32 protein-coding genes and 1 tRNA gene are annotated in these 25,575 nt (G+C 31.2%); 13 read left to right on the top strand and 20 right to left on the bottom strand.

Annotated features, from left to right (window positions below; genetic code table 11):
* Window positions 1-21: 21 nt before the first annotated feature.
* The 3 genes from P2G10_RS06990 to P2G10_RS07000 are packed head-to-tail and all read right to left on the bottom strand — an operon-like array spanning window position 22 to window position 3,154.
* Entirely contained in the window at window positions 22-1,188 is a 1,167-nt protein-coding gene (locus P2G10_RS06990; RefSeq protein ID WP_218771550.1) for an efflux RND transporter periplasmic adaptor subunit, read from the bottom strand.
* 11 nt (window positions 1,189-1,199) lie between these two features.
* On the bottom strand, window positions 1,200-2,540 hold the full coding sequence (locus P2G10_RS06995) for a TolC family protein (protein WP_218771551.1): 1,341 nt from the start codon (window positions 2,538-2,540) through the stop codon (window positions 1,200-1,202).
* A gap of 5 nt (window positions 2,541-2,545) precedes the next feature.
* Window positions 2,546-3,154, bottom strand: coding sequence for a TetR/AcrR family transcriptional regulator (locus P2G10_RS07000; RefSeq protein ID WP_218771552.1), 609 nt, complete (start codon window positions 3,152-3,154; stop codon window positions 2,546-2,548).
* A gap of 125 nt (window positions 3,155-3,279) precedes the next feature.
* Between P2G10_RS07000 and P2G10_RS07005 the strand changes: the two genes are divergently transcribed.
* Both P2G10_RS07005 and P2G10_RS07010 read left to right on the top strand, forming a co-directional pair.
* Window positions 3,280-4,251, top strand: coding sequence for a polyprenyl synthetase family protein (locus tag P2G10_RS07005; RefSeq protein WP_218771553.1), 972 nt, complete (start codon window positions 3,280-3,282; stop codon window positions 4,249-4,251).
* Window positions 4,252-4,303: 52 nt separating this feature from the next.
* Window positions 4,304-4,377 (top strand) — tRNA-Ile (locus tag P2G10_RS07010).
* A gap of 41 nt (window positions 4,378-4,418) precedes the next feature.
* On the opposite strand, the gene P2G10_RS07015 is transcribed toward P2G10_RS07010, so the two are convergent.
* The gene (locus P2G10_RS07015) at window positions 4,419-5,006 is read right to left on the bottom strand and encodes a riboflavin synthase (protein WP_218771554.1); all 588 of its coding nucleotides are present in this window, start codon (window positions 5,004-5,006) and stop codon (window positions 4,419-4,421) included.
* Window positions 5,007-5,069: 63 nt separating this feature from the next.
* Between P2G10_RS07015 and pdxA the strand changes: the two genes are divergently transcribed.
* The 6 genes from pdxA to accC all read left to right on the top strand — a co-directional run bounded on the left by pdxA (window position 5,070) and on the right by accC (window position 9,982).
* Window positions 5,070-6,104 (top strand): 4-hydroxythreonine-4-phosphate dehydrogenase PdxA, encoded by a 1,035-nt coding sequence (gene pdxA / locus P2G10_RS07020; protein WP_218771555.1) that lies wholly within the window; start codon window positions 5,070-5,072, stop codon window positions 6,102-6,104.
* 72 nt (window positions 6,105-6,176) lie between these two features.
* Window positions 6,177-6,713 carry a YceD family protein gene (locus P2G10_RS07025; protein ID WP_275315861.1) on the top strand — a complete coding sequence of 179 codons (537 nt, stop codon included), beginning with the start codon at window positions 6,177-6,179 and terminating at the stop codon, window positions 6,711-6,713.
* 8 nt (window positions 6,714-6,721) lie between these two features.
* Complete coding sequence (rpmF, locus tag P2G10_RS07030; RefSeq protein WP_218771557.1) at window positions 6,722-6,916, top strand: 50S ribosomal protein L32; 195 nt, start codon at window positions 6,722-6,724, stop codon at window positions 6,914-6,916.
* Window positions 6,917-7,067: 151 nt separating this feature from the next.
* A complete protein-coding gene (locus tag P2G10_RS07035; protein ID WP_218771558.1) occupies window positions 7,068-8,063 on the top strand; it encodes a beta-ketoacyl-ACP synthase III in 996 nt (331 codons plus the stop codon).
* 27 nt (window positions 8,064-8,090) lie between these two features.
* Window positions 8,091-8,579, top strand: a complete 489-nt coding sequence (gene accB / locus P2G10_RS07040; protein WP_218771559.1) for an acetyl-CoA carboxylase biotin carboxyl carrier protein — start codon at window positions 8,091-8,093, stop codon at window positions 8,577-8,579.
* Window positions 8,580-8,644: 65 nt separating this feature from the next.
* Window positions 8,645-9,982 carry an acetyl-CoA carboxylase biotin carboxylase subunit gene (accC, locus tag P2G10_RS07045; protein WP_275315862.1) on the top strand — a complete coding sequence of 446 codons (1,338 nt, stop codon included), beginning with the start codon at window positions 8,645-8,647 and terminating at the stop codon, window positions 9,980-9,982.
* Window positions 9,983-10,059: 77 nt separating this feature from the next.
* On the opposite strand, the gene P2G10_RS07050 is transcribed toward accC, so the two are convergent.
* The gene (locus P2G10_RS07050) at window positions 10,060-11,052 is read right to left on the bottom strand and encodes a stealth family protein (protein ID WP_275315863.1); all 993 of its coding nucleotides are present in this window, start codon (window positions 11,050-11,052) and stop codon (window positions 10,060-10,062) included.
* A gap of 343 nt (window positions 11,053-11,395) precedes the next feature.
* Between P2G10_RS07050 and P2G10_RS07055 the strand changes: the two genes are divergently transcribed.
* Both P2G10_RS07055 and P2G10_RS07060 read left to right on the top strand, forming a co-directional pair.
* Complete coding sequence (locus P2G10_RS07055) at window positions 11,396-11,956, top strand: YeeE/YedE family protein (protein ID WP_275315865.1); 561 nt, start codon at window positions 11,396-11,398, stop codon at window positions 11,954-11,956.
* A 1-nt stretch (window position 11,957) separates the two neighbouring features.
* Window positions 11,958-12,371: a DUF6691 family protein gene (locus tag P2G10_RS07060; protein WP_275315866.1), complete on the top strand. Its 414-nt coding sequence runs from the start codon at window positions 11,958-11,960 to the stop codon at window positions 12,369-12,371.
* Here P2G10_RS07060 and P2G10_RS07065 read toward each other — a convergent pair.
* The 9 genes from P2G10_RS07065 to P2G10_RS07105 form a co-directional block, all read right to left on the bottom strand.
* Window positions 12,368-12,970 carry a DUF4230 domain-containing protein gene (locus P2G10_RS07065; RefSeq protein ID WP_275315867.1) on the bottom strand — a complete coding sequence of 201 codons (603 nt, stop codon included), beginning with the start codon at window positions 12,968-12,970 and terminating at the stop codon, window positions 12,368-12,370. The genes P2G10_RS07060 and P2G10_RS07065 overlap by 4 nt on opposite strands.
* A gap of 63 nt (window positions 12,971-13,033) precedes the next feature.
* Complete coding sequence (locus P2G10_RS07070) at window positions 13,034-13,618, bottom strand: lipoprotein signal peptidase (RefSeq protein ID WP_275315869.1); 585 nt, start codon at window positions 13,616-13,618, stop codon at window positions 13,034-13,036.
* 43 nt (window positions 13,619-13,661) lie between these two features.
* Window positions 13,662-14,285: a DUF4097 family beta strand repeat-containing protein gene (locus P2G10_RS07075; protein WP_275315870.1), complete on the bottom strand. Its 624-nt coding sequence runs from the start codon at window positions 14,283-14,285 to the stop codon at window positions 13,662-13,664.
* Window positions 14,286-14,367: 82 nt separating this feature from the next.
* Window positions 14,368-14,745: a TraR/DksA family transcriptional regulator gene (locus P2G10_RS07080; RefSeq protein WP_218771567.1), complete on the bottom strand. Its 378-nt coding sequence runs from the start codon at window positions 14,743-14,745 to the stop codon at window positions 14,368-14,370.
* Between the two features lie 4 nt (window positions 14,746-14,749).
* A complete protein-coding gene (gene ileS / locus P2G10_RS07085; protein WP_275315871.1) occupies window positions 14,750-18,148 on the bottom strand; it encodes an isoleucine--tRNA ligase in 3,399 nt (1,132 codons plus the stop codon).
* A gap of 129 nt (window positions 18,149-18,277) precedes the next feature.
* On the bottom strand, window positions 18,278-18,517 hold the full coding sequence (locus P2G10_RS07090; RefSeq protein WP_068702666.1) for a hypothetical protein: 240 nt from the start codon (window positions 18,515-18,517) through the stop codon (window positions 18,278-18,280).
* A complete protein-coding gene (locus tag P2G10_RS07095) occupies window positions 18,507-18,881 on the bottom strand; it encodes a hypothetical protein (protein WP_068702664.1) in 375 nt (124 codons plus the stop codon). Before P2G10_RS07095 ends, P2G10_RS07090 begins: the two co-directional genes overlap by 11 nt.
* A gap of 23 nt (window positions 18,882-18,904) precedes the next feature.
* Window positions 18,905-19,237: a roadblock/LC7 domain-containing protein gene (locus P2G10_RS07100; RefSeq protein ID WP_275315873.1), complete on the bottom strand. Its 333-nt coding sequence runs from the start codon at window positions 19,235-19,237 to the stop codon at window positions 18,905-18,907.
* Window positions 19,238-19,412: 175 nt separating this feature from the next.
* The gene (locus P2G10_RS07105; protein WP_275315874.1) at window positions 19,413-20,171 is read right to left on the bottom strand and encodes a TerB family tellurite resistance protein; all 759 of its coding nucleotides are present in this window, start codon (window positions 20,169-20,171) and stop codon (window positions 19,413-19,415) included.
* A 117-nt stretch (window positions 20,172-20,288) separates the two neighbouring features.
* On the opposite strand from P2G10_RS07105, the gene P2G10_RS07110 reads away from it, so the two are divergent.
* On the top strand, window positions 20,289-20,702 hold the full coding sequence (locus P2G10_RS07110) for a BrxA/BrxB family bacilliredoxin (protein WP_275315876.1): 414 nt from the start codon (window positions 20,289-20,291) through the stop codon (window positions 20,700-20,702).
* Window positions 20,703-20,755: 53 nt separating this feature from the next.
* Here P2G10_RS07110 and P2G10_RS07115 read toward each other — a convergent pair whose 3' ends face one another.
* Genes P2G10_RS07115 through P2G10_RS07140 form a run of 6 tightly spaced genes read right to left on the bottom strand, consistent with a single transcriptional unit; the run spans window position 20,756 to window position 24,280 of the window.
* On the bottom strand, window positions 20,756-21,193 hold the full coding sequence (locus tag P2G10_RS07115) for a LexA family protein (protein WP_218771571.1): 438 nt from the start codon (window positions 21,191-21,193) through the stop codon (window positions 20,756-20,758).
* 4 nt (window positions 21,194-21,197) lie between these two features.
* Entirely contained in the window at window positions 21,198-22,454 is a 1,257-nt protein-coding gene (locus P2G10_RS07120; RefSeq protein ID WP_275315877.1) for a Y-family DNA polymerase, read from the bottom strand.
* 27 nt (window positions 22,455-22,481) lie between these two features.
* Complete coding sequence (locus P2G10_RS07125; RefSeq protein WP_218771573.1) at window positions 22,482-22,688, bottom strand: helix-turn-helix domain-containing protein; 207 nt, start codon at window positions 22,686-22,688, stop codon at window positions 22,482-22,484.
* Between the two features lie 2 nt (window positions 22,689-22,690).
* Complete coding sequence (locus P2G10_RS07130; protein WP_275315879.1) at window positions 22,691-23,254, bottom strand: DUF2975 domain-containing protein; 564 nt, start codon at window positions 23,252-23,254, stop codon at window positions 22,691-22,693.
* 3 nt (window positions 23,255-23,257) lie between these two features.
* Window positions 23,258-23,761 carry a DUF2975 domain-containing protein gene (locus tag P2G10_RS07135; RefSeq protein ID WP_275315880.1) on the bottom strand — a complete coding sequence of 168 codons (504 nt, stop codon included), beginning with the start codon at window positions 23,759-23,761 and terminating at the stop codon, window positions 23,258-23,260.
* Between the two features lie 3 nt (window positions 23,762-23,764).
* On the bottom strand, window positions 23,765-24,280 hold the full coding sequence (locus P2G10_RS07140; protein ID WP_218771576.1) for a DUF2975 domain-containing protein: 516 nt from the start codon (window positions 24,278-24,280) through the stop codon (window positions 23,765-23,767).
* 236 nt (window positions 24,281-24,516) lie between these two features.
* Here P2G10_RS07140 and P2G10_RS07145 point away from each other — a divergent pair, with 236 nt between their 5' ends.
* Together P2G10_RS07145 and P2G10_RS07150 are read left to right on the top strand one after the other, a co-directional pair.
* Window positions 24,517-24,978 (top strand): Lrp/AsnC ligand binding domain-containing protein, encoded by a 462-nt coding sequence (locus P2G10_RS07145; protein ID WP_218771577.1) that lies wholly within the window; start codon window positions 24,517-24,519, stop codon window positions 24,976-24,978.
* A 9-nt stretch (window positions 24,979-24,987) separates the two neighbouring features.
* Window positions 24,988-25,569, top strand: a complete 582-nt coding sequence (locus P2G10_RS07150) for a HupE/UreJ family protein (RefSeq protein WP_275315881.1) — start codon at window positions 24,988-24,990, stop codon at window positions 25,567-25,569.
* Window positions 25,570-25,575 lie beyond the last annotated feature (6 nt).

The raw sequence follows: 25,575 nt of genomic DNA on the forward strand, positions 1-25,575 counted from the left end.
ATTTATAATTTTATGGGTGAATTAGTTTAAAACCTGTACTTCTTGACCGTTTTGAACACTACGAGCTCCTTCTTTAATAATTTGGTCACCGGCTTTAATACCTTCTAAAACCTCTACAACATCTCCCTGTGTTTTTCCTGTAACAATAATTACTTGCTTTGCTTTACCTCTTTTATCTTTTAAACCTGTAACAACATACACATACTGTTCACCTTTTGCATTTTCTGAAATAATGCTTTGAGGAACCAATAATGCTTCTTCATTCGTATAATCGTTAATTTTTAGTTTAGCACTTAAGTTTGGCTTTATATTACCTGCTTTATTATCTACAGCAATTTCTACTTTAAAAGTACGGTTCGCAGGGTTTATAAAGTTACCCGCTTGGCGAACTTTTGATTTGATTTTTTCTCCTAAAATTGGAAACTCGATATCAACACTTTTTCCTTTTTTAATAGATGTTATATACGTTTCTGGTACAGCTGTTTCTATATACATATTAGAAAGGTTTACAATTCTAAAAACCTCTGCTCCCATTCCTGGAGATACAACAACTCCTTGTTCTTTTATAACATCATCTATAACACCGGTAAAAGGTGCTTTTATTATTGATTTACCTAATTGTTTTTTTAACTGACTTACAGCATTTTGTTGCGCTTCGTATTTAGTTTTAGCTTGCAAAAACTGTATTTCTGAACCTATTTTTTGATCCCATAATCGTTGTTGACGCTGAAAAGTAGTTTTTGCTAATTCAGTTTCTACTTCTATCTGAGCTAATTGACTAGACAATCCTCCGTCATCAATTTTAGCTAATACCTGCCCTTCTTTTACGTATTGTCCTTCTTTTACGTAAATTTTTGTCAGTTGCCCTGCCATTTCAGGATATATTAAAACATTTTGTTTTGTTTTAACATCTCCTTGTAGTTCTAAATAATGATTAAATACCGTTTGTTTTGCCGACAAAACAGTTATTAGAGGTACTTTTTTAGTTTTATCTAAGGTAGCTATTTTATCATCTAAGGTTTTAATATCTTCTGATAACGCTTTTACCTCTGCGCTTAATGTTGTTTTCTTAGCGCGCATTTTCTCTAAATCATTAGAGGCTATTACGTCTTCTAGTGATTGCTTTTTACTACCTCCGCAAGAAACTAAGAAAAGTGTTATTGCAAGAATTGAATATATATTTTTCATTATTTATTACTTTATTTTATTGGAATGTTTAATGCGTTTTCTAACTGTGCTTTTCTTGCTATTACGTTAAGCATTGATTGCACATAATTATTTTGTTGTGTGTATAATTGATTTTGCGCTTGTAATAAATCGAAACTTGATGAAAGTCCTTCAAAAAACTTAATCTGTTGTTTCTTTTCTATTCTTTCTGCTAATGATAAATTTTTCTTTGCCGTTTGAAAGCTTTCAATACTTAATTGATAATCACTTTTTGCAGTTTCTGATTGTAACATTAAATTTTGCCTAACGTTTTCACTTTTAATCTCCGCATTTTCAAACTCTATCCTTGCCATTGCTGTTTTAGAGCGTCTTCCGAAACTACTAAATATTGGCACGTTTAAACTTACTCCTAACAATGAATAATCAAACCATTCTTGTGATCCTTTTAAGAAATCAAAGTCATTTGCATTTGCGTTTGCCCCATAATTTACAAAGGCTGATAATGTTGGTAATGCTTTACTTTGCTCTAATTTCATTAACAACGCTTTACTTTCCTTATCGTTTTCAGCCATTTTAAAATCTATATGGCTCTTTACATTAAAGGATTTTATAAGCAAACTTAAATCGGTGTTTGCTAAAACTAAATTATCTAAATTATCAGTTAAAACAATTTTCTTCTCTATAGAATTACCTAATGCTACATTTAACATTTTATAAGCTATGCTTTTCATTCTTCTAGCATTGTTATAATTATTTTCAATAGTACCAAGAGTAATTTGTAACTGCTCTACATCTTCTAACTCTGTTAATCCGTTTTTATAAATTTTCTGAGTTTCTTCTAAATTCTTTTTAAGAACATCTCTGTTATTCTCTAATATTTCGATATTTCTTTCAACAACTAATACGTTTCCGTAAGAATTAATAACAGCTTCTCTTGTTGCTAACTCAGTTTTTTCTTTAGCCTGTTCAGATATCTTTAAATAAGTTTTAGCCGATTGCAATCCCACTAAATAAGACCCATCAAAAATTAATTGTTTTAAAGTTACAGAAGCATCCATGGTTTGTTTTGTTCCAAATTTAACCGGAGTAAAAGTACCTGGAGTTCCTCCTGAAAGCTCAGCAGGTAATAAAGACACTTGCTGTTTCAACCAATTTTGATAATCTACTTTACCACTTATTTGAGGCAAACCTATTGTTGTTGTTTCCCATTTTCTTTCTTTAGCTGCTTCAATATTATTTACAGCAACCTTATTGTCGTAATTATTTTTTATTGCATAATCAATAGCTTCTTGCATTGATATTTTAAGTTCTTCTTGCGCAAACAGAAAGCTTGTACAAAAGAATATAAATACACTATATATGTATTTTCTCATTGTTATTAATTTTGATTTATTATTTTTAATTGTTTTTCTAACTCTTCTAATCCTTTATCTGTTGCTATTGCTCTTATATGATACTCTAAAATTTGATATTCAATTTTTATTAATTCTTGCATTTCACCACCATACATTTCACTATCAAAAACACCAAATATTAAGGTAAAGTAGAAGTTTACTATCAAATCAATATTTAAACCACCTCGATAAAACCCTTGTGCAATTCCTTTTTTAAGATTATCTACATTACAATCTCTAAACATACATACCTCACGCTCAATTAAACTTGTATACGTTTCTGGATAATATTTTTTTAACTGAAACATTGGTGACGTTTTTGCATTTTTAAACATTTCTTTAAAAATAGCTTTTACAGCAAATTCTTCTTCTATCGCATTATAACCATGCTCTTTAATTTTATTAATTGTATCATTTATAGTGTTATGAACTGCCTCGGTACTAGCATCAACCAAAGCTGCTTTATTTGAAAAGTACTTATACAACGTCTTCTTAGATATACCCAGTTCTTTAGCTATATCATCCATAGTAATACTTTTAAACCCAAGGCTTAAAAACATCTCTCCTGCTTTATTTATTATTTTATCTCTCATAATTCGGGCACAAAGATACTTAGGAAACTTTAGAAACAAAAAAAGTTTCCTAAGTATTTATTATTTTTTTAATTCTATTGACAATAAAATTATTCATTATCTTATTTTTACAAAAAAATTAAGATTTGGACATATTACAATATCAGTCAGACTTTTTATCATACTTAGAATCTAAAAAGATAATAAGAGAACCCAAAAACCTCTATGAACCGATAGACTATATCCTTCAAATAGGTGGTAAAAGAATTCGACCAATACTAACCCTTATCGCTTCAGATATTTTTTCTGGAGATTATAAAAAAGCAATGCCTGCAGCTTTAGCCGTTGAAGTTTTTCACAACTTTACACTAGTGCATGATGATATCATGGATGACGCTCCTTTAAGAAGAGGACACAAAACTGTTCATGAAAAATGGGATATTAATACAGGTATTTTATCGGGAGATGCAATGCTTATACTCGCTTATCAACATTTCGAGAACTACAACCCTGTTGTTTTTCAAAAACTAGCACAGTTATTTAGTAAAACTGCTCTTGAGGTTTGTGACGGTCAACAGCTAGATGTTGATTTTGAAACAAGAAATGATGTTACTATCGAAGAGTACATTAAAATGATTACCCTAAAAACATCTGTTTTAGTTGCCGCTGCTTTAAAAATGGGTGCCATTGTTGCCGAAGTTAACGATGACCAAGCACAACATTTATATAATTACGGATTAAATTTAGGAATTGCCTTTCAATTACAGGATGATTATTTAGATACCTACGGTAACCCTGAAACTTTTGGGAAACAAGTTGGTGGTGACATCATCGAAAACAAGAAAACTTTTCTTTATTTAAAAGCTTTAGAAGTCGCAAATGACGACGATAAGGAGAAATTAAGTATTCTTTACAACGAAAAACAAGAAAATATTTCAACCAAAATAAGTACTGTTTCTGCTATATTTTCGAAAAATGACATCCCTAAATTTACACACGAACTTATTGAGTACTACACTAATAAGTCTTTCGAGAGTTTAGCATACCTAAACATTTCTAACGAAGCCAAAGAGGGCTTACGTTTGTTCGGTGAAAATTTAATGAGCAGAAAAGTGTAAAAAAAGTTTTTTTATTTAAAAAAGTTACTATTTTTGCAGTCCTAATTTAACCGGTCTTATAGCTCAGTTGGTTAGAGCACCTGACTCATAATCAGGTGGTCCCAGGTTCGAGTCCTGGTGGGACCACGTTTAAATTCAACCACTTACAGAAATGTAAGTGGTTTTTTTTATTTTAATTGGGTTAATCTTGCTACATATTTACCAATCACATCAAATTCTAAATTAATTTTACTACCAACCTTAAAGTTTTTAAAAGTGGTATGCGCTAAGGTATATGGTATAATAGCTACACTAAATTCATCTTTTTTAGAGTTTACAACTGTTAAACTTACTCCATTCACCGTAATAGACCCTTTTTCTATAGTTACATTATCTCCTTCAAAATCATAAGAAAAAGTAAAAACCGTACTTCCGTCCTGATCCTTAACCTCCTTACAAACTCCCGTTCTATCAACATGTCCTTGTACAATATGACCATCTAAACGAGCGCCTAACTTCATTGCTCTTTCTAAATTTACTTCATCTCCTTCTTTTAAATCACCAATATTGGTCTTATCTAGTGTTTCCTTAATAGCCGTAACAGTATATTCATCATTAAAAATACCAACCACAGTTAAGCAAACACCGTTGTGAGCTACACTCTGATCGATCTTTAACTCATTTGTAATATTACTTAAAACAGTAATATGTAAATTCTCTTTATCTTGCTCTAATCTCTTAACAATTCCAAGAGTTTCAATTATTCCCGTAAACATTCTCCTAAATTTTAGTTACTTTTGTTAACATCAAAAATACAACTTTTACGTACGAAAGTAACTATGGATACTACAAACAAAATTATTGTTGGAATTTCAGTTGGAGATATAAACGGAATTGGGATTGAAATTATTTTAAAGACTTTTGAAGACAAACGTATGCTTGAGTTTTGCACTCCTGTTTTATTTGCTTCAACTAGGCTGATTTCTTATCACAAGAAAAACTTAAAGCTAAACACTAATATTTATGGTATTAATTCTATTGATAAAATTTCGCACGATAAAATCAACTTAATGAATTCATGGACTGATGAAGTTAAGATTGAAATAGGAAAAACTACTGAAACAGGTGGTAAATTCGCCTACAAGTCACTTGAATCAGCTACAAATGCTTTAAAAAGTAACCATATTGATGTTTTACTTACCGCACCAATAAGTAAAGAAAATATTCAATCTGAAGACTTTAACTTTCCAGGGCACACAGAGTATTTAGAAGAAAACTTAGAAGGTAAAAGTTTAATGGTTTTAATGACTGATGAATTACGAATCGGTTTAATTACGGGTCATATTCCTATTTCTGAAGTAGCAGCAACAATTACTCCTGAATTAATTAAGGAAAAAGTTGAAATCATGCATACTTCTTTAAAACAAGATTTTAGCATTAATAAACCAAAAATTGCCATATTAGGATTAAATCCTCACTGTGGTGATAACGGAATTATAGGAAAAGAAGATGATGAAATTACCCGCCCTGTAATTGCAGAAATTAAAGAATCTGGGAAATTAGTTTTTGGCCCTTATGCTGCTGACGGGTTTTTCGGTTCTGAAACCTATAAGCAATTCGATGGTGTTTTAGCAATGTATCACGATCAAGGACTTGCTCCTTTTAAAGCACTTTCTTTTGGTAACGGTGTAAATTTTACAGCCGGCCTAAACAAAGTAAGAACCTCTCCTGATCACGGAACTGGTTTTGATATTGCAGGTAAAAACATAGCAAATCCATCATCATTTAAAGAAGCTTTATTTACCTCATTACAAATATTTAAGAATAGAAAACAGCATGCAGAACTAACAAAAAATACTTTAAAAGTTAAATAGTATTTTTTTTTAGGTAAAATATAAAAATATAAACATTTTTTATATCTTTGCACGCTCAAATTGATCTTACAGATGAAAGACATAAAAGAATTCAATATACCTTTTGTAGGTTTAAAAGAAGGAAGTCATTTATTTCAGTATCAAATTGGAGAAAAGTTCTTTGAAGCATTTCAGTTTGATGAATTTAACGACGCAAACCTAACCGCAGATATTAATTTTGTAAAAAAAAGCACATTATTTGAGCTTACTTTTACAATAAAAGGTACCGTAAACGTACCTTGTGATAGCACCGGGGAACCATTCGACTTAAGAATTGATGGTGTTTTAGATTTAATAGTTAAATTTGGACCTGAATATAACGACGAACATGATGAAATTTTAATACTTCCACACGAAGTATACGAAATGAACGTTGCTCAATATATATATGAGTTAATTGTTTTATCAGTTCCTAGTAAAAGAATTCATCCAGATGTTTTAAACGGCACGATGAAATCTGACGCTTTAGATAGATTAAACGAATTAAGAATAAACGAAGAAAAAACTGTTGAACAAACGTCAGCAGACCCAAGGTGGGATAAATTAAAGGATTTACTAACAGATAAATAAAACATAAAATGGCACATCCAAAGAGAAAAATATCGAAAACTAGAAGAGATAAAAGAAGAACTCACTATAAAGCTTCTGTACCTCAAATAGCTGTTGATCCTACAACTGGAGAAGCTCATTTATACCACAGAGCTCACTGGCATGAAGGAAAATTATACTACAGAGGTCAAGTAGTATTAGAAAATGCAGTTGCTGAGGCATAAACACTAGTTTTTGCAACATAAAAAAACCCTCTTTTTGAGGGTTTTTTTATGTTTTTTTGTTAAAAAATAACTTTTTTGATGTTTTTTCTTTAAAAAGGTCAACTAATTTTCATTACTTTTGACAACTAGTTTTATTACAAAACAAACAATTATGACTAAAATAACTGCAGCGATTTCCGCAGTAGGAAAATTTGTTCCTGAGTATATTTTAACCAATAAGGAGCTCGCAACAATGGTAGACACTAATGATGAATGGATCACTAGTAGAACCGGTATCAAGGAGAGAAGAATCTTAAAAGGAGAGGGTAAAGGAACCTCTTTTATGGCTATTAAAGCTGCTAAAGATTTACTTAAAAAATCAAATATAGATCCTAAAGATATTGACTTGGTAATTGTTGCCACAGCAACTCCAGATATGCTTGTTGCATCTACTGCTGCATATACCGCTTCTCAAATCGGAGCTACAAATGCATTTTCTTACGACTTACAAGCTGCATGTTCTAGTTTTTTATTCGGAATGTCTACAGCTGCTAAGTATATAGAAAGTGGTCGCTATAAGAAAGTATTGTTAATAGGAGCCGATAAAATGTCTTCAATTATTGACTATACAGACAGAGCTACATGTATCATTTTTGGTGATGGGGCTGGTGCTGTATTATTTGAACCAAACACTGATGGACTTGGTTTACAAGACGAATATTTAAGAAGTGACGGGATTGGTAGAGAATTTCTTAAAATTGAAGCTGGTGGTTCTATTTTACCAACTTCAGAGCAAACACTTAAAAATGGTCAGCACTTTGTGCATCAAGAAGGAAAAACCGTATTTAAATACGCTGTTTCTAATATGGCTGATGTTTCTGAAAAAATACTACAACGAAACAATCTCTCTAAAGACGATATTGATTGGTTAGTTCCACATCAAGCGAATAACAGAATTATTGAAGCTACAGCAAATAGAGTTGGGTTAGAGTCAGAAAAAGTAATGGTAAACATCCATAAGTATGGGAATACCACTTCTGCTACTTTACCTTTATTAATTGCAGATTATGAAAAGGATCTAAAAAAAGGAAATAATTTAATTTTTGCAGCATTTGGTGGAGGCTTCACATGGGGAGCTATCTATTTAAAATGGGCATACAATTCATAAAAAAACCAAACAACTAAAATTAGGAATATGGATATTAAAGAAATTCAAAGTCTTATAAAATTTGTAGCAAAATCAGGTGCAAGTGAAGTAAAGTTAGAAATGGAAGATATCAAAATCACCATTAAAACTGGAAGCGAAACTCCTGAAACTACATTTATTCAAGCAGCAAACCCAATGGGTGTAGCTCCTCAAATGATGGCACAAGCTCCTGTTGCTCAACCAGCAGCACAAGCAGCACCTTCTAATGAAGCTTCGAATACAGAAGAAGATTCTAAATATATTACAATTAAGTCTCCAATAATCGGAACTTTTTACAGAAAGCCTTCTCCTGACAAACCAAACTTTGCAGAAGTAGGTACAGAAGTAAAAGTAGGTGATACAGTTTGTATTATTGAAGCAATGAAATTATTTAACGAAATTGAATCTGAAATTTCAGGTAAAGTAGTTAAAGTATTAGTAGATGATTCTTCTCCGGTAGAATTTGATCAACCTTTATTTTTAGTAGATCCATCTTAAGTAACATATAACTCCAAATAAAAGTATATACTTCTTTATTTGGAGTTTTAAAATTTTTAGAACGTATGTTTAAAAAGATATTAATTGCCAATAGAGGTGAAATTGCGCTACGCGTAATTAGAACCTGTAAAGAAATGGGAATCAAAACAGTAGCTGTATACTCTAAAGCAGATACTGAAAGCTTACACGTAAGGTTTGCTGATGAAGCAGTTTGTATTGGACCGGCTGCAAGTAGTGAATCTTATTTAAAAATGGATCGTATTATTGCTGCTGCAGAAATTACAAATGCAGATGCAATTCATCCTGGTTATGGTTTCTTATCAGAGAATGCTAAATTCTCTAAATTATGTCAAGAACACGACATAAAATTTATTGGAGCGTCACCTGATATGATTGACCGTATGGGAGATAAAGCAAATGCTAAATCTACCATGATTTCTGCTGGTGTACCTTGTGTACCAGGTAGTGAAGGGGTTATCGAAACTTTTGAAGATTGTGAAAAAACAGCTATAGAAACTGGTTATCCTGTTATGTTAAAAGCATCTGCAGGTGGTGGTGGAAAAGGAATGCGTGCTGTATGGAAAGCAGAAGATTTAAAAGACGCGTGGGATTCTGCTCGTCAAGAATCTAAAGCTGCCTTTGGTAATGATGATATGTATATGGAGAAGCTAATTGAAGAGCCTCGTCATATCGAAATTCAAATTATTGGAGATTCTTACGGTAAAGCATGTCATTTATCAGAAAGAGATTGTTCAGTTCAACGTCGTCACCAAAAATTAACAGAAGAAACACCTTCTCCGTTTATGACGGATGAATTACGTACTAGAATGGGAGATGCTGCTGTAAAAGCTGCTGAATTTATTAAGTATGAAGGAGCAGGAACTGTTGAGTTTTTAGTAGATAAACACCGTAATTTCTTCTTTATGGAGATGAATACGCGTATTCAGGTAGAACACCCTATTACTGAAGAAGTAGTGGATTACGATTTAATTCGTGAACAAATTTTAGTAGCAGCAGGTGTACCTATTTCAGGTAAAAATTATTTACCTCAATTACACTCTATCGAATGTAGAATTAACGCTGAAGACCCTTATAATGGCTTTAGACCTTCACCAGGTAAAATTACATCTTACCACGCACCAGGAGGCCACGGAGTTCGTATAGATACGCATGTATATGCAGGTTATATGATTCCGCCTAATTACGATTCTATGATTTCTAAGCTAATTGTTACTGCACAAACTCGTGAAGAAGCAATTAACAAAATGAAACGTGCATTAGATGAATATATTATTGAAGGAATAAAAACAACAATTCCTTTTCATAGGCAATTAATGGATCACCCTGATTATATTGCTGGTAACTATACCACGAAATTCATGGAAGATTTTGAAATGAAATAATATTGAATTAAAAAACCTAATATGTTTTAAAGCATATTAGGTTTTTTTATTTCTAACAATATTAGTAGTATAATTAGTTACTTTTCGAAACTTGATTTTTCTGGTAATATACTATCAAATGCATCACTTATATCTTGCATAACTTTATTATAGTTTCTAATATGTATGTTATCGTTTAAGCAAACTAGTTTATACGACTGTTCTCTTACAGCTTTTATTGCTTTCTTTGACTTAATTAACAATGGAAACATTTTAGTGTCTTGATAGGTGTTGTAAGGCACAAAATTAGAACTGCATATTTGCCATGTTTTAAATAATTCAGGAGTATAATCATCATTACTTCTAAACCTGTGCTTAGACATTTCTGTAAGCTCTTCATTGCAATGCTTCCAAACATCTACAAAAGTAGATTTTAAAAAAGGTTGCGCGTTGTGAGGCGTGCGAAGTGTTATAAATTCATTATAATATTTTAATAATTTGGTTAACCTTCCTCTTTTACCGTAAGAGGGATGATACCATTTATCATGATCTCTTTTAAAAACTTCCTTCTTATCAAAATGCTTGTTAATAAGCCGGATATTATTTTTAAGCATTTTTTCGAATTGAGAAATACCTGTGTTTTTCCTAAAAGTAGCTATATCTTTAGGTAATCCGTTTTCAAAAAATCTATTTTCAGAAACATTATTTATAATGAAAAAATCATCATTAAAATACACAAATTTCTCAGACAAGTCTGGTATTTTGTGCATATATATCTCTATTAAATTAGAGTTGAAAACAGGCAAAAATTCGCTTGGAATATAATCTGAATGATTTACTAAATTTATTTTCGGATGATTTTCATCAAGCCAATCTGGTTTTTGACCACTTGTAACAAAATGAATTTTTCGAACCCAAGGAGCGAATTTTTCAATACCCCGAAACCAATATTTTAAGAACCCATGATCACGAAAACGCGCCTCTGAAAGTTCATTTACAGAATTGTCTATTTTGTTAGAATACTTTGAAAACTCTTTAATCCATTTAGAATCATCCATATCAACCCAAGTAACAACAAAATCTATTCCCATCTCTTATATATAAAATTAAACGAATCTTTTTAAGCTTCAAAAGTAAGTTATTTTCAATATAAATATAGTGAAATTACTTAAGAATTAAAGGATATCTATTAATTCAATATCATTAGAATATGGTGAAAAATTAGATTCTGAATAAATATATATAACCTACTGATTTACTAGATTTAGTTAGTGTTACAATTGTTACAAATAATGAGGAATTTTCGAGTACTTTTACCATACTTAAAAACAACCGTATTTTAAGGACTAAATTAGGAAGCACAAACCAAAAATATATAGCAAAAAACGTTGGTGCAACTAAAATTATAATAGATTATATAAAAAAAACTTTATAATGGATATCATATTACAACCTTGGCCTTGGTACATATCTGGCCCATTGATTGCCTTTGTACTTTTCTTGTTTTTTTACTTCGGAAAAAACTTTGGTGTATCTACAAACCTAGAAACAATGTGTACTATTGCAGGTGCAGGTAAAGTTTCTGATTATTTTAAAAAAGATTGGAAAGAACGCGATTGGGCGCTTGTATTCTTAGCGGGATTAATTATCGGTGGGTTTATAACCATTAATTATTTATCAGCAACAAACACTATTGATTTAAACCCTAAAACTGTACAAGAACTAGCTGAGTTAGGTTTTGCCAATGCAGGTAATTCTTTCGTGCCAAATGAAATTTTTAGCTTAGAAAACATGCTTACTCTTAAAGGGTTTTCTATTTTACTAATTGCAGGAATTTTTATTGGTTTCGGAACCAGATACGCAGGCGGATGTACTTCTGGACACGCAATTACTGGTTTAAGTAGTTTACAATTACCATCATTAATTGCGGTAATTGGCTTTTTTATAGGTGGTTTAGTAATGACTTGGATAATATTTCCTTTAATTTTCGGATAAGATGAAAAATATAAAATTTTTAGTATTAGGTATTTTCTTCGGAATTATCATGACAAAATCTGAAGCTATTTCGTGGTATAGAATATACGAAATGTTTAAATTTCAATCGTTTCACATGTATGGTATTATAGGATCGGCGGTAGCAATTTCTATGGTATTAATGCATTTCTTTAAAAACGGAAAAATTAAAGATTACTTAGGAAATCAAATAAACATTAAAGAAAAGAAAAAAGGCTTTATAAGAACACTTGTTGGTGGAACCATTTTCGGATTAGGATGGGCTCTTGCAGGTGCATGCCCCGCACCTATTTTTGTTTTAATTGGCCATGGTATATTACCAATAATTATTGTTTTACTTGGCGCTATGTTAGGTGCTTTTATTTACGGATTATTAAGTAAAAAATTACCTAATTAATTCTGCAATAAAATAGTTTCTAATAAGTTTGAATTCGTATTATCAACCACTTTCCAATTATAAATTTTAGAGAGTTGGTATATTTTAGACAGCTCTTCAAATAGACGTTTCTTAGCGTCTTTTTGAAGGTCTGAAACAGTGATAGTCGCTTTTATCTTTTCGATAGCTCTACCATTAAGCATATTTAATTCTGATCTCGAAAAGGTATTGAATTGACTTTGTTGTAAATCGAAATATTTAATATCTGGCGAAATTAAAACTTCTTCTTTAGGAATTTTATTAATAATTATTTGTTTACCTATACTGTCTATTTGTATTTCTAATTTAGATAAATCATAACCAACCTCAACCTTGGCACTAACCGATAGTATCGCTTTTTTTTCGAAAGAAAGGTAATTGTATAAATACTTCTTGGTGTCAGAGAAACTATACATTTCAGAAAAAACACCTTCCGAAACTACTAATTTACTTAAATTTTGTATGCCACTTAAAACTACTTTTATTTCTTCTTTTTGATGCTTCTCTTCTTTCTTTTCATACCATAACTTGGCAATCAAAAAACCCAATAAAAAAACAGCAATGTATTTAAGAAGACGCATAATTTTCTTTTTTCATAAATATAGAAAAAAGTATATTAAACGAAAGATTTGTAGCGTTTTAATTTAGGCAGTAGTTTCTTCTTCTTTCGGAAAAGCCTCTTTATTAAATATAAACAACAACACAACGCCAATAGTTATCCAAGAATCGGCACCGTTAAAAATTGCATTAAAGAAAGTAAAACTTTCTCCTTGATACATCGGAAAATATAGCATATCTACAACTTTTCCATAAAACAAATCGCCGTAAGGTTTGTCTGAAAATAATGTTGCTACATTATGATACGAACTATCAAAAATTACTCCGTAAAAAACTGAATCTATAATATTACCTATTGCACCTGCTAGAACCAAACCAATAGCGATAACAACACCTGTATGAGCTTGCCTTTTAATAGTTTGCCATAACCAGTAGATAATACCAGAAACTGCAACAACTCTAAACAATGTTAAAAATAATTTACCCGCTCTACCGCCAAATTCAAAACCCCAAGCCATACCATTATTTTCAGTAAAATGGATTTTAAACCAATCACCAAAAACAAGCACCTCTTCTCCTAATTGAAAATGAGTTTTAACATATATTTTACTAATTTGATCAATTAAAATTGCCAAAACTACAGTAAGTATTGCGATATTTTTTTTAGACATTTTATAAATTTAACAGCAGCTAAAATAAGAAAAGTATTCGTTTTTATTCTGTTATTAAGATAACATTAGCGTTAATAGAACGTACATTGAATTTACGAATAGCTTTTGGATTACTTTTAGAATAAAATTGCTTGTTATAGTTATTTTTATTTACATGAATTTCTCCATTATTCGTTTCTATATTTATAGCAGTGGCTTTTTTTATCCTACCGTAAACGTTACCTGAAAACAATTTAATAGCAGTATTTCCCTTTATTTCGTTTAGCTTCACGTTTCCGTTGTCTATGTAAATTTTTAAATCCCCTTTATAATCCTTAGAAGTAATATCAATTGTTTTTCCGTAGATATTTACGGTTTTATGATTCGGAATTTTAATTATAGTAGTAGCTCTTTGCAGTCGTTGCGTAATATACTTTCTAAAAACAGGTTCCTTAAATATATTAAAATTAAGCTTAAAACTTACTTTTAAAACGCCACTTTGTTCGTTTATAAAAATGGTATGCGTATTCGGGTTTTCATCTAACAAAACAACTTCTATCTGATTGCTTAATGAATTCTCTATAGTTACATCATCCAGTCCATCCGTAATTATTTCTATTTCTTCTGATTGAAAAGTGCTTTTTTTAAGTAATTTTTCTTGTGCGAAGAAAGTTAAATTGGCGAACAAGAAAATAATTACACAAAAAGGTCTAAAGCAAAAGAAACCTCTAAAAAGAGGTTTCTTGTTATTGTTATAATTATACAAAACGCTATTGTTTACGTTTCGCCTCGATACTTAATGTAGCGTGAGGAACTAACTTTAAACGTTCTTTCTGAATTAATTTACCAGTAACTCTACAAATTCCGTATGTTTTATTTTCGATACGAACTAGTGCGTTTTTTAAGTCGCGAATAAATTTTTCTTGACGAATAGCTAATTGCGTATTTGCTTCTTTTGCCATCGTATCTGAACCGTCATCAAACGATTTAAATGACGGTGAAGTATCATCCGTACCGTTATCTGAACCATTTTTGTAAGAAGATTGAATTAATTTTAAATCTTCTTCTGAATGTTGTATTTTCTTTAAAATGATTTCTTTAAACTCCTGTAAATCACTATCCGAAAATTTCATTTTAACCTCGTCCATAATGTTATGCTTTTTCTATTAACATTTTACTTTTTATGGTATCAAACTCAATTTCTATACCATCTTTTAAGTCATCAACAAATAATAACTCATTTGTTAATGTTTCTGCTTTTATATAATTTTCATTTGCAGTTACAGATTCTTGTAAATCATTAGAATTTAAAATGGTTAATTTTATTTTATCTGTTACTTCTAAACCGGTTTCTTTACGTGCATTCTGAATTCTATTTATCAATTCTCTAGCAACACCTTCTTTACGTAAATCTTCGTTTATTGTAACATCTAAAGCAACGGTTAAACCCTCTGCGTTTGCCACTAACCAACCTTCAATGTCTTTCGATAAAATCTCTACATCTGCGGTTTCTAAATTAATCATTTTATCATTAATCTCAACAGAAATAGTTCCTTCTTTTTCTATTTTAATGATATCTTCTTGCGTAAATCTCTGTATCTCACTAGCAATCAACTTCATATCTTTACCAAACTTTGGCCCTAAAGCTTTAAAGTTTGGTTTTATTTGTTTTACTAAAATACCTGAAGCATCATCTAACAACTCTATTTCTTTAACATTTACTTCTGATTTTATTAAATCAGCAACTGCTAAAATTTCTTCTTTTTGAGTCGCATCTAAAACTGGAATCATGATTTTTTGTAATGGTTGACGTACTTTTATCTTTTCTTTAGCTCTTAACGATAAAACTAATGAAGATATTGTTTGCGCATTTTCCATTTTACGCTCTAAAGACTTATCAATTAAATTAGCATCGTATTTTGGAAATTCTGCTAAATGCACACTTTCAAATCCTTCGATATTCGTTGTGCTAATTAAATCTTTATATAACTTATCCATAAAAAATGGTGCTACTGGCGATGCTAATTTAGCAACCGTTAACATACAAGTATATAAGGTTTGATATGCTGATATTTTATCTTGTGCATATTCTCCTTTCCAAAAACGTCTTCTACATAAACGCACATACCAGTTACTTAAATGGTCTTGCACAAAATCAGAGATTGCTCTCGTTGCTTTTGTTGGTTCATATTCTGCATAAAAAACATCTACTTTTTGAACCAATGTATTTAATTCTGATAAAATCCAACGATCAATTTCTGGTCTTTCATTTAAAGGAACCTCAGCTTCGCTGTAATTGAAATTATCTAAGTTTGCGTATAAGCTAAAGAATGAATAGGTATTGTAAAGTGTTCCGAAAAACTTTCTACTAACTTCGGTAATTCCATCTAAATCGAACTTTAAATTATCCCAAGGATTTGCGTTTGATATCATGTACCAACGCGTGGCATCAGGCCCGTATTTATCTAACGTTGTAAACGGATCTACTCCATTACCTAAACGCTTCGACATTTTTTGTCCGTTTTTATCTAACACCAATCCATTAGACACTACATTTTTGTAGGCTTTATCATCAAAAACCATGGTTGCAATGGCGTGTAAGGTATAAAACCATCCACGAGTTTGATCTACTCCTTCAGCAATAAAATCGGCTGTTTTCCAACCTTTTTCTACCAATTCTTTATTTTCAAACGGGTAATGCCATTGTGCATACGGCATAGAGCCAGAATCAAACCAAACATCAATTAAGTCTGATTCACGTTGCATTGGTTGTCCTGAATCAGAAATTAACGTGATTTTATCTACTACATTTTTATGTAAATCAACGGTATCGTAATTTTCATCTGACATGTTTCCGATTTTAAAATCAGCAAAAATATCTTCAGTCATTACGCCAGCAGCAACAGCCTTTTGCATTTCTTGTTTTAACTCTGCTACAGAACCCATTATTTTAGCTTCCTTACCATCTTCTGTTCTCCAAACTGGTAATGGAATTCCCCAAAAACGAGAACGTGATAAGTTCCAATCATTGGCATTTTTTAACCAATTACCAAAACGACCTGTTCCTGTTGACTCAGGTTTCCAATTAATTTCTTCGTTTAAAGAGTGCATGCGTTCTTTAACATCGGTTACTTTTATAAACCAAGAATCTAATGGATAATATAAAATAGGTTTATCGGTTCTCCAACAATGTGGATAACTGTGCACATATTTCTCTACCTTAAAGGCTTTATTTTCTTCTTTTAATTTGATGGCTATTTGAACATCTACCGATTTTTCTGGTGCTTCACCATCAGCATAATATTCGTTTTTAACATACATCCCTGCAAACTCGCCCACATCTTTGGTAAATTTACCTTGTAAATCTACTAAAGGCACTAGGTTATCATTCGCATCTTTTACCAACATTGGTGGTATACCTGCATCTTTACAAACAATAGCATCATCGGCTCCAAAAGTTGGTGCGGTGTGTACAATTCCTGTTCCATCTTCAGTAGTAACAAAATCTCCCGGAATTACTCTAAAAGCTTCTTCTGGATTTTCATGTGGTAAAACATACGGTAACAACTGTTCGTATTTTGTACCTACTAAATCAGCTCCTTTACATTCTTCTGCAATGAAATATGGAATCTGTTTATCTTCAGCTTTATAATTTGCTAAATCTGCTTCATTTTCAACCGCTTTAAATTTCTTTCCAGCAAATTGTTTTGCCACTAAAGGTTTTCCTAAAATTACTTGCGTAGGTTCAAAAGTATATTGGTTAAATGTTTTTACTAAAACATAATCAATTTTTGGTCCAACTGTTAAAGCGGTATTACTTGGTAATGTCCACGGAGTGGTTGTCCATGCTAAAATATGAACATCACTTCCGTTTTGTAAAATACCTGGTAACGTTTCGGTAACAGCTTTAAACTGTGCTACAACAGTCGTATCAGTAACATCTTGATATGCTCCTGGTTGATTTACCTCATGAGAACTTAAACCCGTTCCTGCTTTTGGTGAATATGGTTGTATCGTGTACCCTTTGTACATCAAATCTTTATTGTAGATTTGCTTTAACAACCACCAAACAGTTTCCATATATTTTGGTTTATAGGTAACATATGGATCTTCCATATCTACCCAATACCCCATTTTTTCGGTAAGTGTATTCCAAATATCAGTGTACTTCATTACTGCTTTTTTACAAGCAATATTATATTCTTCTATCGTAATTTTTGTTCCGATATCTTCTTTGGTAATTCCTAATTCTTTTTCAACACCAAGTTCCACCGGTAAACCATGAGTGTCCCAACCAGCTTTACGCTTTACTTGAAACCCTTTTAAAGTTTTGTAGCGGCAAAAAATATCTTTAATGGTACGTCCCATTGCGTGGTGAATACCCGGCAAACCATTTGCTGAAGGTGGCCCTTCAAAAAAGATAAACGGCTTATTATCATCACGGGTAGTTATACTTTTTTCAAAAATGTTGTTTTCTTTCCAGTAATTAAGAATTTCATCAGCAACATTTGGCAAGTTAAGCCCTTTGTATTCAGTAAACTTCGTACTCATTTTGTAATTGTATTAATTGAATTGGCGAAATTACGTATTTTCTTGTAATTGTAAGGTTTACCACATAAAAAAACACCTCATTAATGAAGTGTTTTTATCTATTTTTGATATGTAGAATAAAAAGTAATTTTAATTTTTACTTTTTTTAGGAAAAACTTTTAAAGCGTTATCGTATTTAGGCTCAAATAAAAAGTCTAATACCTTTTCAGACATTTTTCTTTTCTTCTTACCTTTAGATTTTTTATCGACAACTATATCTTCAACAGGTACCCCAATTATCTTTTTATACTCTTCTTGAGCGAATTCTAAAATAGGCTTCAGTTTCGCGTCAATTACATAACCTCCTAAATTAACAGGTTTATATGGCATCGTTTAATTGAGCTTTATATTTATTCAATAACGTTTTAGTAATTGCTATATTTGCTTTACTAGAGTCAATAGCTAAATAAATAAAGTATCCACCACTTGGCGCTATATTTATAATATGTATTTGACTAGTTAGGGTAATGGTGATGTCTTTAATTTCTTCATCTATTCCTAAAACCTCAATTGCACTTAATTTTGCTTTTACAACTTCTAAATTATAAGCAGAAGCTAAATTAACATCAAAACTACTGTCCGAACTGTCCGCTACTAATGTTTGTCCTGTCTCAATTTCAGTAACACTTAAAGCAACATAACCAGGAACATTTTTACTTATATTCTTTACTAGTTCGTTTAAAATTTCTGTCATTTTAATTGGTTTTTATTATTTATTTATTTTATAAAATTTATCTTTTTTAAAGAAAGACTTATTAAACTTGTATTAATTGCACTATCAGATAAGACACATAAAACATGATCAGCGTCACATTTTGTTATATAAAAATGATGTTTTTCTGTTTTAACAATCATTTCTGTAAGTGGTTTTATTAACAACACTTCTGTGAAAAAATTATCTAACATATTAGACACCACCATTGTAACAGCAGAAAAATCCTCAGCCTTCTCATAATTAACATCGCTATAAGACTTAACAATTTCTCCATTTTTATCAATTAAAATTATAGCTTTAGATTTTGTCTTTTTATACAATTCTTCTAAGTTCATACTTTATATTAAATTTTATTGATTGGATAAAGTTAATTTTAAAGTGCAAATTTAAACAATACAACTTAAATAAAGCTTAAATAAAGCTTAAATAAAACTCTTCAAAAAAAATAGACAAGACGACCCAACACAAAGCCTCAATTGATTGTTATAAATAATTAATAACATCTAAAAATTAAGCAAGTCCACGTTCTTTTTTTATTTGTTCGTAGGCAGCTTGAATGTTTTGAAATTTTTCTTTGGCCCCCTCTTTATGCTCCTCTCCTAAACCTTCTAATTTATCAGGATGGTATTTTTTAGCCATTTTTCGGTAAGCCTTCTTTAACTCATCATTGGTAGCCGATTTTGTTATTTCTAACATCTTATAAGCACCATCAACTTCGTTATAAAACATAGCTTTTATTGATGAATAATCATACTCGTTGATATATAAATAGCTTGAAATTTTTCTAATTTCCTCTTCTTCAGACGCTGTTACTTGTCCGTCCGCCTTAGCTATTCCGAATAAAAAGTGTAACAGTTGCAAACGTGAAGAATGCGACATGTGTTGACGGATTTGCAAACACACCTGACGCGTTGATATTTTCCTTTTAATAATTCCGTTAAACAATTTAAACGCATGATTTGCACGTTCTTTTCCGTACATTTTTACGAAATGCATGCGCACATAATCTAACTCTCGCTTATCAACTTTACCATCTGCTTTAATAACAACAGATGCTAAAATTAGCAATGTAATTTCAAAATCACCAGACGTCGCCCTTCCTCTTTGTTGTGGTTTAGATTGTTTTTGGTATTCTTGTTGTTCCTGCATAAAGTCTTCAACAGATACACCATCAATAAAACTACCTACAGCAAATCCTATAATCGCTCCTATCGGACCACCCATTGTAAATCCTGCTCCGGCTCCAAGCCACTTTGCAAACTTTCCCATTCTTAAATTTTAAAGGTGTAAATATACTATTAACTACTTACAAAAAAGCCGATTTGTTTAGGCTTGACTCTTGCTTTTAAATAAAGTATCTTTGCCTAAATTATTTAATAAAAAATTATGTACCCAGAAGAATTAGTAAAACCGATGCGTGACCAATTAATCGATGCTGGTTTTGACGCTTTATATACTGCCAAAGATGTTGATACAGCTTTAGCAAAAAAAGGAACAACTTTAGTAATGGTTAACTCTGTTTGTGGTTGTGCAGCAGGTACTGCAAGACCAGGAGCAATTGCTTCTTTAGGAGCTGATAAAACTCCTACTAACTTAACAACTGTTTTTGCAGGTGTAGAAAAAGAATCTACTGCTAGAGCAAGAGAACTTATGGTTCCTTTTCCTCCGTCATCTCCTGCAATTGCCTTGTTTAAAGATGGTAACTTAGTACACATGTTAGAGCGTCACCATATCGAAGGACACTCAGCACAAGCTATTGCTCAGAACTTAGCAGGTGCTTATGATGAATTTTGTGAATAATAATTCGCACTAGAGTCAATAAAAAAATCCAGCAAATTTGCTGGATTTTTTTGTTATACTTTTTTTATTACGCTGGTAACAATTCCCCAAATAACAAAATTATTCTCTGCTGTTATTTTAATTATTGGGTAATTCGGATTTTCGGGTTGTAACCAAACCTCATCTTTTTCTACTCTTAATCGCTTTACAGTAAACTCGCCATCTAAAAAGCAGACTGCTATTTTATTATTTTCTGGCGCTATACTTCTATCAATTACCAATAAATCATTATCATCTAATCCGGCACCAATCATAGATTGGCCACTAACTTTTGCAAAAAAAGTAGCTTCTTTATTTCGTATCAACTCTTCATCTAACGAAATACGCGTTTCTCTAAAATCATCCGCAGGAGAAGGAAATCCAGCAGAAATACCAATATCCTTAAAAATTGTACCTGCTGTTTTACCCATTTCTTTAGGTGAAAAAAAAGTTAATGTTTCTGATGTGTTCATAAATTTATTTTACCGTAATAATATCGTTAATATTTGTGGTGTATTTTGGCGACAATCGCTCTTGGCGCATTTTCCAAGTTCGTTGTAAATCTTGATTTGCTAATTTAACCTTATCTGACTTAAAAGTCTGATTTATTTTATCAATCGCTTGCATTAACGGTTTATGCTTCGGATTTTCAGTTTCAAACATATTTATTTGATAATTATCTGAAGGCACTAATCCTGTTACAATAACTCCTGCTCGCTTATACTTTACGCCTTTTTTAAAAATAGTTTTTACGGCTTCTACCGCACTTTTGCTTATTGTTAAAGTTGAATCTGTTGGATATGAAAAAACAACCGTTCTACTTGCACGATGTTGTTCGCTATCTTTTTTATGGCGATCGCTGTGCAACACAACCATAACCATGTGGCAACTTGAATTTTGTTTTCGTAATTTCTCGGCACAACTAGCTGCAAAGGTTGAAATTCTTTCTTTTATATTATCAATATCAGAAAAAGTATATTCGAAACTTCGGGTGGTCGCAATTGCTTTTTTGGTAACCGGTTCATCTAATATTATTTTAGAAATACCTTCTAAATCTTTTTTCAATTTCCAAACCGTAATTGATAAGTTTTTGCGTACCCAATTATCATCTAACTGTGTAAAATCATAGGCTTTTATACAACCTTTTGCTTGTAGTTTTTTTGCTAAGCGACTTCCTATTCCCCAAACGTTTTCTATCGCCGTCCATTTTAACGCTTTTATCCTTTTTTCATCAGAATCTATTACATACACTCCCTTTGTTTCCTTCGGATATTTACGCGCAATCTTATTCGCTATTTTAGTTAATGCTTTGGTTGGTGCAATACCTACGCAAGTCGGAATTCCCGTCCATTGTAAAACTCTACTTCTAATTTGCGTTCCGTATTCTTGTAGATTATAATTCTCAAAACCTTTAAACTGCAAAAAAGCTTCATCGATAGAATACACTTCGATATCTGGAGAAAACTGCTCGAGTGTTTTCATAACCCGCGCACTCATATCTCCGTATAACGGATAATTAGACGATAATACGGTAATATTGTTATTCTTACAAAACTGATTCCATTTAAAAATTGGTGCACCAAACGGAAGTTGTAATTTTTTAGCTTCGTCGCTCATCGCAATTACACAGCCATCATTATTGCTTAAAACAGCAACTGGTTTTCCTTTCAGATTCGGATTAAAAACCCGTTCGCAAGAGGCATAAAAATTATTACAATCTACAAGTGCATACATGTTTGTAAAAGTAATACATCTGTGGTTTTAGTCTTCTACAAATTCTAAAATATCTGCTGGCTGACATTCTAAAGCTTTACAAATTGCCTCTAAAGTTGAAAATCGAATTGCCTTAGCTTTTCCTGATTTTAAGATGGATAAATTTGCCGTAGTTATCCCCACAATTTCTGCCAAATCCTTACTTTTCATCTTGCGTTTAGCAAGCATTACATCTAAGTTTACAATTATCGGCATACTTATATGGTTAGATCGTTTTCATCTTGCAACTCATTTCCTTTAACTAAAATAAAAGAAATAAACTGAATAAATAATGCTACTAAAAATATAGGTAAACGCTTACTTATTGTTACTCCTATAATATGTCCGAACTCATAGCCTGAGTTAGAAGGAGAATTACCTGGTGTTAAACTATATGACGAATCGGAAATTAACACACCTAATATAATATCTAAACTTGCAATTACGATTCCGTAAATAATTAATCCTTTTCCTATTGCTCTAAGTTTTTTACTGTTTTCTTCTGTAAACACTTTTGCTTTTGAAAAATTAAAAATTACTTGTCTAAAATCAACTAATAGCAGCACCATATAAGTTATTAAACCTAAAGAAATAACCGCTAAAATATTATAAACAGTATCAGACCAATTTTCGGGTATTTGCATATTGAATAATAACGATCGTTCACTATCATTATTAAAAAAATAATACAGCACTTTATGTAATCTTTTTACAAAATCTAAAAATGCGCTTATTACTAATAAGGTACAAAAAACCTTTAAAATATTTAATGTCGTTTTCATAATTTAAATGGTTAGATCGTTTTCTTGTTTCAAGTTTTTAGATACTTTAAAAATTTCAGAAAGCACCACAAAAAACAACCCGAAGCAAATACATAAATAATGTGCGCTAATTCCGAAATCAAAACTTATTCTAGATTCAATAACTAGTTTTAACCCAACTTCACTTATAATCATTAATAAACCTGCTATCATTAAAATATTTCCTGCTGATTTTAAGTTTGCAATTACTTTTTCTGTAAAAATTCGAGCACGAACAAATTCATTTAAAACCAATCTGAATTTATAAACTGTGTAATAAATCAACAGATAAGAAAGTAAAAAAATAGCAAGGAAAACTTTGTGTAGTATCGTTACACTTTCGGCGATATCTATCTTTAAAAAATCACTTGTAATATTTTCTGACAGTATAAAAACCGCTGGAATTCCTAAAATTAAAAAAGGAACTACGCAACTTGTAGTAATAAACAGAAAGTCAACCAAGCTTTTTAGAATGTATAATTTTCTCATAATTTATATTGTTAAATCGTTTTCTGATTGAATTTCAATTCCTCTTTTCACAATTTGTGCAAAAATAAAAATGATTCCTGCTAAAAAGATAAAATCACTCGAAAATAAGTCCATCGTAAAATCATAGCGTTTTGCTAAAAACTGAACATGTGTATTGTGTATTATTGCTAAAATCCATAAGCCAAAAATGGTATAACTAATTCTGTTCATCAACATTAAAACCGCTACGTTAAAAGGGTTTTGTAAATTTAAACTACTCAATAATTTAATCACTAAAAACGCGATGTAAGCTTCGGTTGCAAACAACAATACTTTATAACTTACAATAAGCGTGTATTGCCAAAAACTATAATTGTAGTATTCGTTTAAGTTTAGTCCTTCAAATAAATTTCTTGACACCTCAGGAGTACCAATACTTAAAAAGTATAAAAACAGCATAGTTCCGGCTTTTATCAATAAGCCGATAAATACTGCCCAAGAAATAAATTTCATCGCTTTTAATAATTGATTTGTTTTCATTTTATATTTTTTTGATTCTATATCCGTTTTAATAATTTAGATTACGTCAACCTGAACTTGTTTCAGGTTCACATCAAAACTACAGTTTACTATAAGAATGTGATTCTGAAATAAATTCAGAATGACGGATTAACATTTAGTCCTAAATTCATTTACACTGCAAATATAATAAAATTATCGAAAAACAATAATTTATTGTTTTTTATTGATAATTAAACTTTTCTTATTTTTGCCGTATGATTAAGAAATTAAAGATTGACGGAATTGATAAAATCATTATCAAACGATTGGTTGCAGATGCTCGTACGCCTATTTTAAGCATTGCTCGTGAAGTAGGAATTTCAGGAGCTGCAATTCATCAACGTTTACGAAAACTAGAAGCTTCCGATTTAATCGACGGTTATAAAATGGTGCTAAATCCTAAAGCTTTAGGTTATAACACAACTGCTTTTGTAGGTGTTTTTTTAGATTCATCTAGCATGTATTCATCAGCAATAAAACGTTTAAAAGAAATTCCTGAAATTGTTGAAAGCCACTATACAACTGGTAACTATGCTATTTTTATTAAAATACTATGTAAAAACAACGAAGATTTAATGCATTTGTTAAATAAAGATATTCAGAACATAAAAGGGGTTTCAAGAACAGAAACTTTTATATCTTTAGACCAACAAATAGACCGACAAATAAAAATTTAAAAACCCCGAATGAACGAATTTATTTTCTACTTTAAAATGGGCTTATTTCATGTACTTGATATTAGAGCTTACGATCATATTTTATTTTTAATAGTACTTGCCGTTGTATACTTATTTAAACAATGGACAAAAGTATTATGGCTTATCACATTATTTACCATTGGGCATTCTATAACCTTAGCTTTATCGGCTTACGGAATTTTAAATATGAATAGTAATTTGGTGGAGTTTTTAATTCCGTTAACCATTTTTATAACCGGTTTAATGAACGTATTAACCGCTAAAAAAGCATCTGTAGGAAAAGAAAATCAGAATTTATTTTTTGCCCTTTTCTTCGGATTAATTCACGGGCTCGGTTTCTCGAATTACTTTAAAATAATGATAGGTAAAACTTCCGATAAACTTGTACCTTTATTAGAGTTCGCAATTGGTGTAGAAGCTGCACAGATTATTATCGTTTTAATCATTTTATTGATAGGAACCTTAGCGCAATCTATATTTGGTGTAAATCGTCGCGATTGGATTTTAATTATCTCATCAATCGTTATTGGTTTTGCTTTTCAAATGATGGTAAACCGCGTTTTTTGGTAAAAGTTT

The organism is Tenacibaculum bernardetii, from assembly GCF_029125915.1.
GTDB lineage: Bacteria > Bacteroidota > Bacteroidia > Flavobacteriales > Flavobacteriaceae > Polaribacter > Polaribacter bernardetii.